Genomic DNA, 15,714 nt, shown 5'->3' with positions numbered 1-15,714 from the left:
TTTAAGGAGATAAAACTGGAGCAAGTTTCCTACGTAAAAAAGGGAATTTACGTCAATTTTTTAACGCTCCCCTCTCTCTATGTGGTTATTTTTCCGGGATTTTCAAATATTGGAATGATTACTGCATACTTTTTGACGCAAGAAGGGATAAATGAATGAAATACGTCAAAGTTTTGCATCTGGGTAGATATACCTGGTTGTCAGCGATATTGTTTGCGCTTTTAGTGGCCAATCTGTCATACGCGCAGGAGCCTCCGGCGGGTGCATCACCCGACTTTCAACCGGTGAAGAGTATAGAACTGCCGCCTGAAGACGAGCTTCCACCGGATGGTGAGCCACTTGAGCTTCCGCAGGATGAAACCGTATTCGACGATACCGCGCCTCTCCCCGGGACAACACCGCAGCCTGGGAACAGACAGCCGGTAAAAAGCCTCCTCACAGGTGAGGCCTTTGAGCAGACGCGAAACCCGAATCTCTACGAACGTGTTCAGACGCTTATCATGGCGATGAATTTCTCGAAAGAGGAACTTTTATCTATCAGTCCGCGCGTGAACAAGATCGCCCTTTACCGGAACGCCGACAAGCAGAACAAAATGCTGCCAGCGAAGATATACGAGCTTATCGAGAACGGGCTAACACGCAAACTTCTTGAAACCGGCAGGTTCCAGATATTCGAATGCATGGAGTGCAAATCGACCCAGCTCATCCTCAAGGAGAACACGTTCACCATCCTGAGGGCCGTGGAATCGAACCAGCGGCTCGCGGAAATTGCAAAGAACATAAAGGTCGACGGCTTTTTCCTCTGGAACGTATATGTTGAAAACGACAAGCTGTTTCTCAATTTCAAGGTCGTAGACGCAAAGACAGGGGAGGTCGTATGGGCGAGAAAGTTCCAGGACATCTTTGAGGAGATCGAAGAGGAAAAGGAACTCCGCCCGTACGAAGTTGCTCTGGAGACCGGCATATGGGGCTACAAATATGAGAGAAAGTCCGCCACTCTCCCAGCAGAGCATCTCGACAAGGTGGCTACTCTTAGCCTCAAGGTATTGAGAGAATCGAAGAACTCCAAACATATCATATACGGCGTTGGGCTCGATTATTTCGCCAATATCGTAAGGCCCGAGTTCTTCGACATTGCGGGAGGGGCATTTTACGGGCACCTTATCCTAAAGCTCGACAAGATATTCTTCTCCGGTGAGGGATACGAGCCGGTAGATGAAAAAAATCTGCGGAAGGAATATTTCTCCACATGGAACTACTACGTCTCCCTTGGCGAGGCGCTGTTCATGAAACACCACACCGAAATCTATAAGAGCGGCCTGACCCTTAGATTCAGCGAGCGCTTTTCCTTCTCTCTGGGATTTGTGAATATCCCTGAAAAGAGGATCGAACTGGTGCCTATCGGCGATTTCGAATCGCATATCAATTTTGGCGGAACGACGTATGAAGTCGGTATCGGATTTGTTTTTTAAATGAACAAGGTGATTGAAATGATGAAAACTGTATGGCGGTCAAACTTGGCAAGGGCGGTTATGGCCCATGTTATCCTCCCCGCCTCCATATTGCTATTTGCATTCTCCCCCCTTACAGCCTGCTCCTCTACAAAGGATATGGTGAAACAGGCGGCCAGGGAAGAGGCCGCCCGCAAGGGAGAGGATACCGGCGACCTGCCGATAAATCTCGAGCCGCAGAGGAACGGAGCAAACGAACAAGGGGCGGCGGCAGATGATACTCTTGCCACGCGCTCGCCCCAAACCGTGCAGATAAGGCGAAAGGGGAGAAGTTACGACATCGTGATGAACATCGACCCCGGCGATGAGAACGTATTTGTGCAGATGGACATTCCGGAGGAGGATGTAGCGATTTCCCCCGGCGAGCCGTCGGAGGCGCAATCCCCTTTCAACAGGGCAAGTAACCATCTGAACAAGGCGCAGAGACAGTTCTATAAGAAGCGGTACACGCTCGCCTTGAAGGAAGTGAACAAGGCCCTGCTGATAGCCCCCGACTATGCCTACGCGCACGCGCTGAAAGGCTCCATCTTTTACAGGATGAAGAAGCTCGATCTGGCGGTTCAATCGTGGCAAGCGGCGCTTCAGCACGACCCTTCCATGAATGACGTAAGACGCAAACTAGAGGAAATGGGGTACTGATATGTCAATATCAACCTTGATCGGACTTATTGCCGGTATCGCGATATTCGTCGCCGCTATCGTAAGCAGTACGAAAGAGTACCTGGTATTTGTAAATATGCCGGGCTTCGCGATTGTCCTTGGGGGAACGGTTGCCTCGACATTCATCGCGTTCCCCTACGAGGACGTCAAACGCTCGTTCCTGTCGGTATACAAGATATTCATGTCGCATGACACCACATACACAAACCTTGTTCCGAGGTTTGCGCGGTGGGCGGAGATCATAAAGAGCAAGGGGCTCTCCGCGATAGAGGACGAAGCTCTCAAGCTTAAAAATTCATTTGAAAAGGACGGTCTCATGCTCCTTATCAACGGGTACAAGAGAGATGAGATCAAGGCCAACCTGGAAAACATGATAGAAGGGATGGTGGACGCCCAGCAGGGGCAGTACAGCATGTTCAAGGTTATGGCATCGTACGCGCCTGCCTTTGGGATGATCGGTACCCTCGTAGGCCTTATAATCATGCTTCAGCAGATGGGGGAAGACCCTTCTACAATAGGGCCCGCACTTGCGATAGCCCTTACTACGACGTTGTACGGAACCCTCCTGTCGAACCTGCTGTTCATGCCGATAGCGGAAAAAATAAGGCGAAGAACCGATTACGAGGTGCTGGTGAGAGTAATACAGATGAACGGGATACTCCTACTGGCGGAAAAACAGCACCCCATATTCGTTGAAAACAAACTCAACTCTTTCATTGAGCCAAAAAAGCGGTTCAGCAGAAAGAAAAGCGGCAGGTAATGAAAAACATTAAAAGGAACAGGTAATGGCTTTCAACAAGAGCGGCTCTCCCGGAAGAAGGAGATCCGAAGAATCGGAGGAAGGAACATGGATGACCACCTATTCGGACATGGTCACCCTGCTCCTCGCCTTCTTCATTCTCCTTGCCGCGATATCGGTAGTAGATGCTTCAAAGTATGAAGAGGTCAAAGCCGGACTTATTGAATCGGTTAGCAAAAAGAAGGTTACAAAACCGTTCCATGAACTGAAAAACGAGCTGGACAAGATGATTAAACAGGAAAACCTGGAAAAGGAAATAATGGTCGACCTCTCCGCACAGGGTATAAAGCTGGAATTCTCCAGCGCCGCCCTCTTTTTGTCCGGCGACGCGGAGATAATGGATACCGCGAGACCGATCATCGACAAGGTAGCCAAATCGCTGAAAGTGATCTCATACGACGACCACAAGGTCTCGGTGGAGGGGCATACGGACGACGTTCCTATCAATACTGTGAAATACCCCTCCAACTGGGAGCTCTCGACCGCGAGGGCTACAAACGTGCTCCGCATGCTTATCGAATTCGGTATTGAAAAAAAGAGACTGCAGGCTTCCGGGTTTGCCGACATCGCGCCCAAGGCTCCAAACAGGGATGAACTTGGAAACGCTATTGCGGAAAATCAAATGCAGAACCGCAGAGTGGTAATTAAAATACACCGGTAATGGTAAAATGGAAAATATGACGATTATGAAAAATAGATGGGTGAACGGAAGGGGGCTCTTCCTCTTCAGTGCGCTTGTATTCTTTCTCACCTCGACCGGAATCACCCTGGCCCAGGATGAAGTAAAAACCACACTCGAAGAAGACAAACTCGGCGGAATTGTTTTTGAAAAACGGGTCGAGGAGAGATTAAGCCGGGATATATCGTCATACCTTGGTCATTCCCGTTTCATCCTGAGGGTCGACGCTGAAATATTCGACTCAAAAACCGAGACGATCGCTCCTAAGGCTCCGGAGCCGGTAGCCCAGCCGCTTGCGCAGGAACAATCGCAGATACAGCAACAGCCTTTGGCTCCGCAGACTTCAGTCACCCAGTTCCAGCCTGTTCTCACACCGGAACAGCAGTTCCAGCAAAACAGGTTCATCAAACGGAGAGTGACAAGGGAGGATTCAGGAGACTTTGCGTCAGGCGACGATTTTGGCGAAACACTTCCGGGCCTCCCCTTTTCGGATCTCGGATCGGACTTCGGCGATGAAGATATGGAAGACGATACAGGAAGAGCGCCGGGACAGAAAAGGACGGTAACTACCGATGAGACATTCATCCCGCCTGCCGCGACGATTGTTCAGCAACAGCAGCCTGTTTTGCCGATGCCGGTTCAGTCGCCTCCAGTCCGGGAGACGAAGCAGGAGATTGAAAAAATAATCAGGAAGATATTCGTTACCTTCATGGTCGACAGGAATATTACGAGCGAGCAGGAATCATTCATTAAGAACCTCGTTTACAAAAAGCTCGACATGGACGTCACCAGAGGGGACGGCTTTGAAGTCATAAAGATAGATTTCCCGGCAGAGAAAGTTCCAATGGACGACAGGAAATGGGAAAATCTTGCCATAGCGCTCCTTGGCATAATGCTTCTGCTGATGCTTGTAACCATATTCGGAATTTTTTTTCGTAATTGGTCCGCCGCGCGAAAACTCAGAAAGGAAAAGATGGCCGAAGCGCAGAGAATAGCCAGGGAGAAATCAGAATCCCTAAGCGAAGCCGAGAAAAGGAGAGGGCTCATCGATGAGGAGAAAAAACTCCTGAAGCTCCAGATGAAAAAAGAGCAGTACAAGCAGGAGATCGTCAGCCTCGGTGTAGGCAAACCGAGGCTCCTTAACAGCAGGATAAAGGAAGAGCTTGAGAGCAGTGAGGGCGTGAAAAAGGCCGCCATCCTCTTCTCTGTGCTCGGCTTCAACCTCGGCAAGAGCATCTTCAGCGAGCTGTCGGTAGATAGGCTGATAGAGATAGAAACCGTCATGAAGGAAGAGGAGATCGGCGAGGAAGAAACCGTTCAGTACCTTGAGAGGTTCCACGACGACACCATGAGAAAGATACTGATGGAAGATCACGGAGCCAAAAAGCAGAAAGTAAAACCGTTCAGCTTCCTAAACGATCTGGATGAAGCGCAAATAACCTATCTCGTCAAGGAGGAGGAGATAAAGGTCAAGGCTCTCATTCTCTCGCAACTTTCACCGGAAAGGATGGCCGGGGTTTTGAAAAACCTTCCGATAGAAGAGCAGGCGTCAATTGCGTACGAGCTGGCGAAATTCGAGAGCATACCTATAAACGCCTTCCAGCCGGTTGCGCAGAGGATCGCCAGACGGGCGATTGATGTGCCAAGCCTTGAAAACATTACCGCCGATGGCGTCGGCATCATGGTCAGCATGATGGACTTCATGGATATGTCGTCGCAGACAACGCTCCTCGAACATCTCAAGTCCGAGGACCCGGAGACATACCACCTGATAAAGAAGGTCTACTTCACGTTCACCGACATTCCGAAGGTGCCGAGAAACGTGCTGAAGGATTCCATCAGGGATCTCGAGAGAAGCACCATCGCCAAATCCCTTGTACAGTCCGACAAGAACGTGCAGACGGCGATACTTTCGGCACTCAACGAGGACGCAAGAAGGATAGTGCGCGACGAATACAAGATCGTTGCCAAGGACGCTACGGTCGCGGAAGTCGATCAGGCAAAGATCGCGGTTGTTACAAGGGTGCGCGGATTCCTCAAGAGCGGGGCCTTCTCCATGGAAGACCTCGACAAGACCCCTCAGCAGAAGGCCGCCCCTTCCGACCCGACCGAGATCCGCTACTGATCGCAGTCACCGATTAACGGAACATACCCTGAAAAGCGGCTGAAAATACATCTATTTGCCCCTTTACGACATTTCCAATTCCCGGCGAAAGGGATATAATACGCGCATGGCAGGGGAAACGGTAAAATTCGAAAAAGCCCTTCAAAAGCTGGAAGAGATTGTTTCTCAGCTTGAGGGGGGAGAACTGGAACTTGAGAAATCCCTGAAAATGTTCGAGGAAGGTATCCAGATGGCGCAGGTTTGCCAGAGCCAGCTTTCCGGCGCCGAAAAAAAGATCGAAAAACTCATAAAGGATCAGAAAGGAAATCTTTCCACGCAACAGATGGAAACGGACTCCACATCGGAGCAGGATGAACTCCCATTTTAAAGAAATCCGAAAAGAGATAGAATCGGAACTAAAGCGCATTTTCAATGTCCGTCAAGACATCCCGAAAAAGCTTTTTGAGTCGATGTCCTACTCCGTTTTTGCCGGGGGGAAAAGGCTGCGCCCATGCCTGGTGGTCGCCGGGACAGAAGCTGTCGGCGGAAACAGGAAGAACGCCTTGCCGACAGCGGCTGCCTTAGAGCTGATCCACACATACACACTTATCCATGACGACCTCCCCGCGATGGACAACGACGATCTCAGGCGGGGGCTCCCAACAAATCACATAAAATTCGGCGAGGCCACTGCTATCCTGGCGGGGGACGCCCTCCTAACGCTCGCGTTTGAAATACTGTCCGAATCCCCTCCCAACGGCTCTGGAATCCCTTCGGATATAATGATTAGAATAATAGGGATAGTCGGCCAAGCAGTCGGCGCGCAGGGTACCGTCGGCGGCCAGGAGGTAGACATCGAATCGGAAGGGAAAAAGGGTGATATGGAGACGCTCGAATACATCCATACCCGTAAAACCGGGGCGATGATAATTGCCGCGGTAAAGGCGGGCGGACTGATAGGAAACGCGAACGACCGCGAATTGGCTTCGCTCGCGAAGTACGGCGAGAATATCGGCCACGCCTTCCAGATAGTCGACGATATACTCGACGTAACAGGGAATACGGAAGAACTCGGAAAATCCGCCGGAAGCGACGACGCAAGGAGCAAGATGACATATCCTTCCCTTCTTGGACTCGACAGGTCCCGCGAGCTTGCTTCGGAAAAGATCATTAACGCGATAGCGGCTCTAAAGGATCTCAAGGGGAACATAAAACCGCTTGAAGAGCTTGCGCTCTTCATCGGGAGCAGGACGCACTGATGAAACACCTCCCTAATATCAAAACACACGACGACATTGCGGGTCTATCCCTGAGCGAACTGAAAGAGCTCTCGCAGGAACTTCGTGAAAAGATCATTCAAACCGTCTCGGAAAACGGGGGACACCTTTCGCCAAACCTCGGCGTTGTGGAGCTTACTGTCGCCTTGCATGCCGTTTTCGACTTTACAAAAGACAAGCTCATTTGGGACGTGGGGCACCAGTGCTACAGCCATAAACTGCTGACAGGGCGCCTCGACAGGTTCGACACACTTCGAAAAGAAGGTGGTCTCTCCGGGTTTCCAAGAAGGGAAGAGAGCCCGTCCGACCACTTCGATACCGGTCACGCGGGGACATCCATCTCCGCCGCTCTCGGGTTCGCCGCGGCGCGCGACATGAGAGGGGAAAAGCATGACGTACTCGCCGTCATAGGGGATGGTTCGATGACATCGGGACTATCCTTTGAAGGGCTTAACAACGCAGGCGCGCTTGGAAAGAACCTGATGGTGATACTCAACGACAATGAGATGTCTATCTCCGAGAATGTCGGCGCCCTTTCTGCACATCTGAACAAGATCATAAGCGGCGAGACATACAACAAAATGAAAAAAGAGGTGGATCACATACTCTCTCTCATACCCGGTATCGGTAAACAGGTGGCCACCTTCGCGCACAGAGTGGAGGAGGCAGTAAAAGGTATTATTGTTCCCGGAAGGATATTTGAAGATTTCGGCTTCAAGTATTTCGGCCCCATAGAGGGGCACAATCTTGAAACCCTCATAGATTCCTTTAGGGCAATAAGGAAACTTTCAGGCCCGCGCATCATACATGTCATTACCAGGAAGGGGCTTGGCTATGCACCCGCGCAGGCCGACCCCGGACCGTTCCACGGAACCTCGCCGTTCGATATCGCCACAGGAAAGAAAAAATCCAAAAGCAGGCCTACATACACTTCAATTTTCGGAAAAACTATTGTGGATCTTGCCGAGCATGATGAAAAAATAGTTGCCATCACCGCCGCGATGCGAGACGGAACCGGCCTTGTGGAATTTTCCGAAAAATTCCCCAACAGGTTTTTCGACGTCGGCATTTCCGAACAGCACGCGGTCACGTTTGCCGCCGCGCTGGCCGCCGACGGTTTCAAACCGGTCGTCGCCATATACTCGACTTTCCTTCAGCGCGCTTTTGACCAGGTGATCCACGACGTCTGTAACATGAATTTGCCCGTGACCTTTGCCATCGACAGGGCGGGAATCGTAGGTGACGACGGCTCCACGCATCAGGGCATTTTCGATATCAGCTTTCTTCGCGAAACACCGAACATGACCTTGATGGCGCCCAAAGATGAAAACGAGCTTCGCCACATGATGTACACCGCCGCTAACCATAACGGCCCGGCTTCTATAAGGTATCCACGCGGCAATGTGGAAGGGATCCCGCTGGAGCAGGAATACAGGTTAATCGATATTGGAAAGGCCGAGCTGATCCATGAGGGAGACGATATCGTGATCTGCGCCATAGGAAATGCCGTCGTGAATGCCGTAAAAGCTGCCGCGCTTCTTGAAAAGGAAAATATTTCCGCGGCGGTAATAAACGCCAGGTTCGCAAAACCTCTCGACATGGAGATGATCTCAAAATGGGCCAAGCACTGCGGCAATATCATAACGGTAGAAGAGAACTCACTCATCGGCGGGTTTGGATCCGGCGTTTTTGAAGAGCTGCGCGCCAAAGGGCTCGGCTCGATCGCCGGCGCCTCTATCGGGATTCCCGATCTTTTTGTTCCTCACTCCACGCAGGAAAGCGCCAGAAAAAAATACGCCCTCCATCCCGAAGGGATCTGCAAGAGATCAATTGAGCTTCTGAAAAGCCCAAAGAGCATCTCCATCATCGAACACGAAGGAAAGCATCACAATATCCAGTAGCTTAACCCTATCGCATTGCGCGGCAGGAATGAAACACGCTCTTCCCTATTCACCGCTGAAGCAGACAGCATGATAGCCGCAGTTTCCGTCGGGACACTTTATTTCCGCTCCGCTCTCGCCAAGGATATTTGAAAAGTCGGCGTCGGGTATCCCTTCAGTTCCCCTAAGGCTCCTCTCCATCTCCGAAATCATTTTCATGGAACCGGTTATCGCCTCCTCAGCTTTTTGAAGTTTCACTGTATCCATTTTCCATTCCACACACTCCGGCTCTTCGCCGCCAAGATAGACTATCGCGCACACGATCTCCTCGACACCGAGAACGCGCTCCGCGGCAACCGCGTACGCCTCCACCTGAAAGCGATAAGTCGTCTCGCTTTCGCCCCTCACAGCGTATTTGTAATCGACGATCATCACCCCCGTTTCGCCCCTCCTTAGCAGGAGATCGACCTGCCCTTTGAGGAAAAATGCATCTCCATCCCTGCCGAATCTTGCAGTAAACGGCACCTCTCTCCCTTTTTCTTCCATTTCACCGCTTCGAATTTTTTCAAAGAGCGGAGTTTTAAAAAGTCGTTCCAGCTTTTGCGAAACTTTCAGGAGTTCCGCCTCTGATGCTAGAGGCAATTCCCTTTTCGCCATTTTGATAATTTCTGTCCTCATTTCATCTTGCGGGACCTCAAGATCGAGCTTTTCAAGAATCGCGTGTATCGCGTTGCCGATCTCCATCGCTTCGTAAACACCCTTGCGCCCTCCGCGCCCGCCATGATAACTCCTCTCTGCCGGCACGCTGTACAATCTCCCAAGCATGTACTCCCTTTTACATTTCGCGAACGAGGCGAGGCTCCTTGTATCGACAAAGACCTCTTTCCTTTCATCTGCGGGTTCCATTGGCGCAACCCCTTCGCCCCCTTTGCCCAATTCAGTATTCTTCGGCTCTTCTCCGGCGGACAATACATCATATGGGGTTCGCTGTTCCCTTATCTCCTCCATAGTTGCAACGGGTATGGAAACGATATTGAACAGGGAGGGTTCGCGCTCCATCAATTCATCCAGGCCCGACAAAGCTTCACTCCTCTTCTTTTTCGGGTCCGGGCATCCGCTAAGCACCAGCATATCCTTCGCCCTGGTACAGCCGACGTAGAAAAGCCTCTTCGCGTCGCTCTTCTCTTTTTCTTCTATCTCTTCCTTAGTGGATTCAAAGACGATCCCTGAATGGGATGACAAGGTTTCCTTCTCGACATATTTTACCGCCAAGCCTTTACGCTTATGGAATATCGCCGATCCTCCTCCGCGCTTCCCGCTTGATCCAATGTCCGGCAGGAATACAATGCCGAATTCCAGCCCTTTGCTCTGATGCACGGTCATTATCTTTACAGCATTCTCCTCTTCCGATACGACAACTGCCTCGGATTCCCTCTCCTCCTGTTCATAGAGTCGCGTGATGTGCCTTACGAAATTTTTCAGCGTAAATCCCGGCTCCTGCTCCATCATCCTCGCGGTTTCGATAAGCTTCAGCACGTTGGCAACTTTTTGCAGACCGTCGTTCTGCGCTCCAAGAAGGCCGGTTATCCTGCTCTTTTCCAGAACAGTTTCGATTATTTCCGATACCGCCATCCTGTCCTTCAGATTTATCAATAAAGTGACCCATTCCGCAAAGGCGGAGAATTTCTCCCCCTCCCCTTCATCAAGCGGGGGGAGATAGGCATCCCTTGAAAAGAGGCGGTACGGCTCGACCGTTTTTCCTTCACCATCCCTCCTCAGCGTGAAAAGGGTCCTGTCCGAACATCCGCAGTATGGGGAGCGCACCGCGCCGACCCAGGATACTATGTCGCCGGGATTATCAATGAAGGAGAGAATCGAAATAAGATCCGCCACCTCCTGGCTCTTGTAGAATCCTGTTCCCCTGTGTACCGCGTATCTCACTCCATTCCGGGAAAGCGCGGCCTCGTATATAGGGAGGGGGGTAAACTTTCGCAGAAGGATCGCCATGTCGGAAAACTTTGCCTTGTTTTCACCTACCAGCCGGTTTATTCGCGACGCGATAAAATTTGCTTCGCTGAACCGCCTCTTGTCGGCGCTCTCTTCATCAGAGAAGGTATAGTACTCCACCGGCGAAACTTCGGTTTCATCCATCATAGATACGCATTCATCACCAGCGTCGAAAACGCTCTTCTCATATCTTCCGAAGTAGCTGTTCACGAATTTCACAAGACCGGGATTTGAACGCCTGTTTACATTCAGGCGGAAAAGCCCGCCGCCATTCTCTACAATCGCTCTTTCGGTTTCGTCGAACACCTCAAGGTCTCCCCCGCGAAATCCGTATATCGCCTGCTTTACGTCCCCCACCACGAAAAGTTTCCCTTCGCCGGGAGGGGCAAGTTGTTCCACTATCATTTTCTGCAGACCGTTCACATCCTGAAACTCGTCTACCAGCACATTGCGGAACATTTTTCTGTAATACGCGAGTATCCTTTCATTTCGCCTGAAAAGCCAGAGGGTCATCTCCTGCAAGTCGTCAAAATCAAGCAAGCCCCTGTTCTTCACGGACGATTCCATGTACTGATAAAACTCTCCGACAAGCTCGGCTATCTGCCTGGCTGATTCACGCGCGAGAGAAGAGACAACCGTCATTTCATATAATTCCAGCGTCTCTTTTAGCTCGGTTGCCAGCGCCTTTAGATTGCCATCTTTTTTACCTTTAAAGGTATTCAGGTTGATGGCAGATTTCATACCGCTTACGCTTTTCCGCGTGTCCTCATTCCCAATATCGCTTGAGGGTGAAAGAGCGGAAATCCCACTCACAAGCATTTCCATTATCACCTTCTGTTTCTCGGTTGAAATTTCAGCCGACATCCCGTTTAGAATGGACGCACACTGCTTCTTTTGTTCTGAAAGCATTTTCTCAGCATCATCCAGCTTTTCCGAATACTCGGACAGCAAGGCCCTTTCGGAGAAAATATCTACTCCCGCCGCTCTCATCAAAGGGAGGAGGCTCAATACGAGGCTGAAAAGCGAACTCTCAAACGCGAAATCCGAATCGAATCCGAACCTGTATGCAAGTTCGGCAACCGGCTTGTCGCCTCTCCTCAGTTTATCCAGAAGGAAACGTTCAAGCGATCTGGACTGCAACGCGCCAGTCCTCTGCGCGTCAAGTATCTCAAACTGCGGGTCTATCCCTGCCTCCAGCGGATTCTCCCTTAATATCCTCGCGCAGAAGGAGTGAATCGTTGAGATGTACGCCTTCGTCAACAGCCTCCTTGCCGTGCGAAGATGCCTTAGCAGTTTTTCCTCTTCCTTTGTTCTCTCCCGCTTTTCAAGCTCGCGCACCTCTTCATATATTTTGTCCCCTATCCTCTTCCGCATATCCTCCGCTGCTTTGTCGGTAAAGGTTATCGCGAGGATATTTTCTATCTTCGTATAACTGTCGTCGGTTTTCTCTTTCAGGATGTGCATGAATTTCTCGACGAGAATAAAGGTCTTCCCCGTCCCCGCCGAGGCGCGAACGCAGGTGTCCCCTTCGAACCCTACTATCTCCTCTGCCCTGCTACTCTCCAAGTTCAACGCTCATAACCTCTCTGTACCTGCATGCCCTTCGGTATTTGCAAAAAACACAATCCTTCGGCGTAACGGAAAAATCGCCCGAATTCATCTTCGTTCTGATATTCTCAAACCTCGAGAGGAATTCCGCGTTATCGAAGGAGAAATCGCCGTCACCCGACGACAGCGAGGCCGTTGGCGATACAGCCGATTCCTTCGGCTCCTTCTTCAAGGTGATGTAGCTTGCCACCGCCGTTTTGATTTCGGAGAACTCTTCCTTTCTTTCTGCCAAATTCAGCGCGGCGAGAAGATATACAGGAACCTGAAAACTCTCTTCGCCATATTTTTCACTCTTCACCAATTTTGAGAACTTCGATGTGTTGCTCGAATATTTGTAATCAACTACCCTCAGCATCCCTTTCGCGTCCAGAAGATCAATCCTGTCGATAAGGCCGTTGAAAGACATCTCCCCGCCCGGCAGTTTTAATGATACGGAGAAGGGTTCATCCGGGCCGAACTTCAATTCGGTAGCCACCACAGTGAAGGGCTCCTTTTCGAACGCTGTCTCTTCGGAGCGGAGATAAAGCGAGAGCGCCCTCCTTATCTGCTCCTTGGTTATCTCCCAGATGGCAGGCTCCCCTTTCAGTTCGGACTTCTCCCACTTTGCAAATACCTTTTCGGCAACGGTGTTCAACCTTTTCTCCCTCGCATTTCGAGGCTCAAGAGATGAGCGAACCTTGAATTTCCCCTTTGGCGCATAATATATCTCTAGGATCTCATGCGCGATGCTCCCCTTCACGGTCCTTTCAATATCGGCCCTTGGCAGCTCCTGCGGCTTTACCTGGAGCGGCCTGTCCATGAAATAGCGAAACGCGCAATTTGCAAACCTCTCGATCGCGGTTGCGGAAAATCCTTTCCGCGCTTCCTTCTCAACGTATCCCGAGAGCAATGGCATCTCCCCAACCTTGCCGGTATATACGCTTGACGCGTTTGCCCGGACGTCAGGCTCGGCAGACGAATAAAATTTGTCCCGCTCCCTTTCTATCATGCTCCTTTCGCACGAGTTTATGAAACTCTTTCCCGTGACCGGATGGCCAACCACGCTTCTGTAGTAATCAGCCAACGCTCCGGCGTTTTCCTCTGGCGTATTGAAAATGTCGCGCAACAGCTTTGCCTCACGCGCCGGGTGGTCTATCTGCTCGAAATATCCCTTCTCAAGCGCGACAGACCTCGTCGCTGTTTCGGCAAGCGCAGGTAAGACCGTTTTTATATCGTAAAGAAAGGTCGACTTGCCGAGTTCCTTTCCGTTCAGGTCGTGCGTGGAGTATGAAAAATATATTTTCTCCCTCGCGGAACGTACGGCAAGAAAGAAGAGGAAAGATTCTTCGTCCCACGTCTCTCCGAGCCTGCTGAAAACCTGCCTCCCCATTTTCCTCTCGGCCATTCGGGCGAGGACGGTTTCAGAGTGTTTTTCATTGAAAAGCTTTTTTTCAGATTCTGAAAGCACAGCCCCATGCTCCGATTTAAGCGGGAACTCCCCGTCGTGCAGACCGCAAACAAAAATGTAAGGGAACCTCCTCCCTGCCAGCTCATGGATATTGAGCGCGTAGACATGATTCTTCTCAGACCATTCGGGAAGCTCCGCGTTTCCAAGCGAGTTGAAAAGCAACCTCCTTAGATCCCCCCATCCGAAGCGGGACTCCCCCAGCTTATGCTCCTTGACCGCATTTTCAGCTTCCTCCACTACTTCATAGAACCTCCCCTTGCAGAAGAGGTCTCTTGTGAAGAACGGGAAGCCGAACTGGATCGCCCTGGGAGAAAATATTTTTAGCAGCTTCCTGAATATCGCTATGGTCTCCCCCGCTTTCGATGCGCGGGAGAGTTTTTCAACTTCCTTCAGTATGGAAAATACCTTTTTTAGTCCCGCGGAAATATCGTCGACTGTTTCTGCCGCTACCGGCACACCATCCATTTCAATGCCCCGTTTCAAATAAGCGGCGCATTTCTTTTCCAGCAAGGAGGGAGGACCGCTGATGATTCCGGCATCCATGAATATTTTTTCAAGATATCTCGCAAATTCACGGGAGAGGCCGATATCGAAGTAATCGGAAGTCATAAGTTTTACTATTTCATCCCGGTCATACCCGGTTTCGATTATCCTGAAAATTCCAAGAATCGTCTTTACAAGAAGATTGTTCTTTACGGGCAATCCGCGTCTTATATAGACAGGTATCCCGGCGCGGCGGAAAACATCTTCCACTATATTCGCGTAGCTCCCTGTCTGGCGGAATACAAGACAGAAATCAGACCAACTCCTCCGGCTCTCCTTGAGATCCATTATCCTTGAGGCGACTTCCTCTATCTCCCGGTATCTGCCGGAATTTTTTACCACCTCTACGCTATCGGATATTTCCTCTTCGGCATCCCCCGCCTCTTCTGAGAATATCTGCCCTGCAAGGATATCAAGCGCGGTTTTTTTCTTATTCCCGGGATCGTCTCCTGGGAGAGAATCAAACGCAAGCTCAAGCTTCCCTTCCATACCGGCCAGGCTCTGGAATTTCTGAATGTCCCGTTCCACAAAATCAAACGCCTTCCGCCTCTCATCCGGCAACGGGAAATGAACAACTATATTTACCACTTCAGCAAGCCGGGTAATCATTTCGAAACGGAAAGGTGTGTAGTGATAGATATCGAAAAAATCAATTCCGCTGAAACTCCTCAACCATGCAGGAGGAGCCACTCCGTCATGGAGTTTTTTGACAAGCTCCATGCTGATATCCGCGGAATCGTAAAGCCCCTCGGTTCGAAGCAATTTTTGATAGGCGGCAAATACCTTTTTTATCCACCCCTCCTTGCCGGGGGCAAACCCGTTTATTTTTTCAAGATCGGCTGAATCGACAAGACCGAGTTTTATCTGCTGGATCAATTCCCCAACGGATCTTACGAATCCGTCACTTGATATGAGGGGGGCCATCGCTCTATCCCTTCCGAGCGATTTTTCGGAAATTATCGACTGATTGATGAGAAGCCATCTCTCGACTTCGCTTATCGGATTATATGGCACGAGGTCGCGGGCGAGCCGACCTTCCAATTCGAAAATGCTTATCAGGTGTTTGCTGAAAACAGCCCCGGCTGAGCGATACCTTTCGGCCTCGACCTCCTCGACCTTTAAGCGTGTGGGATAGACGTGAAGACGCTCATCCATAGATCAGCGTAAATGCAAGTTGAGAAGTGCCGGTTGGAGTGTTT

10 protein-coding genes are annotated in these 15,714 nt (G+C 50.6%); 8 read left to right on the top strand and 2 right to left on the bottom strand.

Annotated elements, in window-relative coordinates; translation table 11 throughout:
* The first annotated feature begins 155 nt into the window (after positions 1-155).
* The 8 genes from OEY64_09440 (at position 156) to dxs (ending at position 8,931) form a co-directional block, all read left to right on the top strand.
* Positions 156-1,472 (top strand): hypothetical protein, encoded by a 1,317-nt coding sequence (locus tag OEY64_09440; protein ID MDH5543173.1) that lies wholly within the window; start codon positions 156-158, stop codon positions 1,470-1,472.
* Positions 1,473-2,150, top strand: coding sequence for a hypothetical protein (locus OEY64_09435; protein ID MDH5543172.1), 678 nt, complete (start codon positions 1,473-1,475; stop codon positions 2,148-2,150).
* A gap of 1 nt (position 2,151) precedes the next feature.
* Positions 2,152-2,931, top strand: coding sequence for a MotA/TolQ/ExbB proton channel family protein (locus tag OEY64_09430; protein ID MDH5543171.1), 780 nt, complete (start codon positions 2,152-2,154; stop codon positions 2,929-2,931).
* 25 nt (positions 2,932-2,956) lie between these two features.
* Positions 2,957-3,631 carry an OmpA family protein gene (locus OEY64_09425; GenBank protein ID MDH5543170.1) on the top strand — a complete coding sequence of 225 codons (675 nt, stop codon included), beginning with the start codon at positions 2,957-2,959 and terminating at the stop codon, positions 3,629-3,631.
* Between the two features lie 25 nt (positions 3,632-3,656).
* Complete coding sequence (locus tag OEY64_09420; GenBank protein MDH5543169.1) at positions 3,657-5,774, top strand: hypothetical protein; 2,118 nt, start codon at positions 3,657-3,659, stop codon at positions 5,772-5,774.
* A 106-nt stretch (positions 5,775-5,880) separates the two neighbouring features.
* Positions 5,881-6,141, top strand: coding sequence for an exodeoxyribonuclease VII small subunit (locus OEY64_09415; GenBank protein ID MDH5543168.1), 261 nt, complete (start codon positions 5,881-5,883; stop codon positions 6,139-6,141).
* A complete protein-coding gene (locus OEY64_09410) occupies positions 6,125-7,012 on the top strand; it encodes a polyprenyl synthetase family protein (protein MDH5543167.1) in 888 nt (295 codons plus the stop codon). Before OEY64_09415 ends, OEY64_09410 begins: the two co-directional genes overlap by 17 nt.
* A complete protein-coding gene (dxs, locus tag OEY64_09405; protein MDH5543166.1) occupies positions 7,012-8,931 on the top strand; it encodes a 1-deoxy-D-xylulose-5-phosphate synthase in 1,920 nt (639 codons plus the stop codon). Before OEY64_09410 ends, dxs begins: the two co-directional genes overlap by 1 nt.
* 45 nt (positions 8,932-8,976) lie before the next feature.
* Here the strand turns inward: dxs and OEY64_09400 are convergent, their stop codons facing one another.
* Both OEY64_09400 and OEY64_09395 read right to left on the bottom strand, forming a co-directional pair.
* Positions 8,977-12,489 (bottom strand): UvrD-helicase domain-containing protein, encoded by a 3,513-nt coding sequence (locus OEY64_09400; protein MDH5543165.1) that lies wholly within the window; start codon positions 12,487-12,489, stop codon positions 8,977-8,979.
* Positions 12,473-15,670, bottom strand: a complete 3,198-nt coding sequence (locus OEY64_09395; GenBank protein ID MDH5543164.1) for a PD-(D/E)XK nuclease family protein — start codon at positions 15,668-15,670, stop codon at positions 12,473-12,475. Before OEY64_09395 ends, OEY64_09400 begins: the two co-directional genes overlap by 17 nt.
* Between the last annotated feature and the right edge of the window lie 44 nt (positions 15,671-15,714).

Source organism: Nitrospinota bacterium, assembly GCA_029881495.1.
Lineage (GTDB): Bacteria > Nitrospinota_A > UBA7883 > JACRGQ01 > JACRGQ01 > JAOUMJ01.
This window is presented reverse-complemented; position numbering and strand designations above follow the sequence as displayed.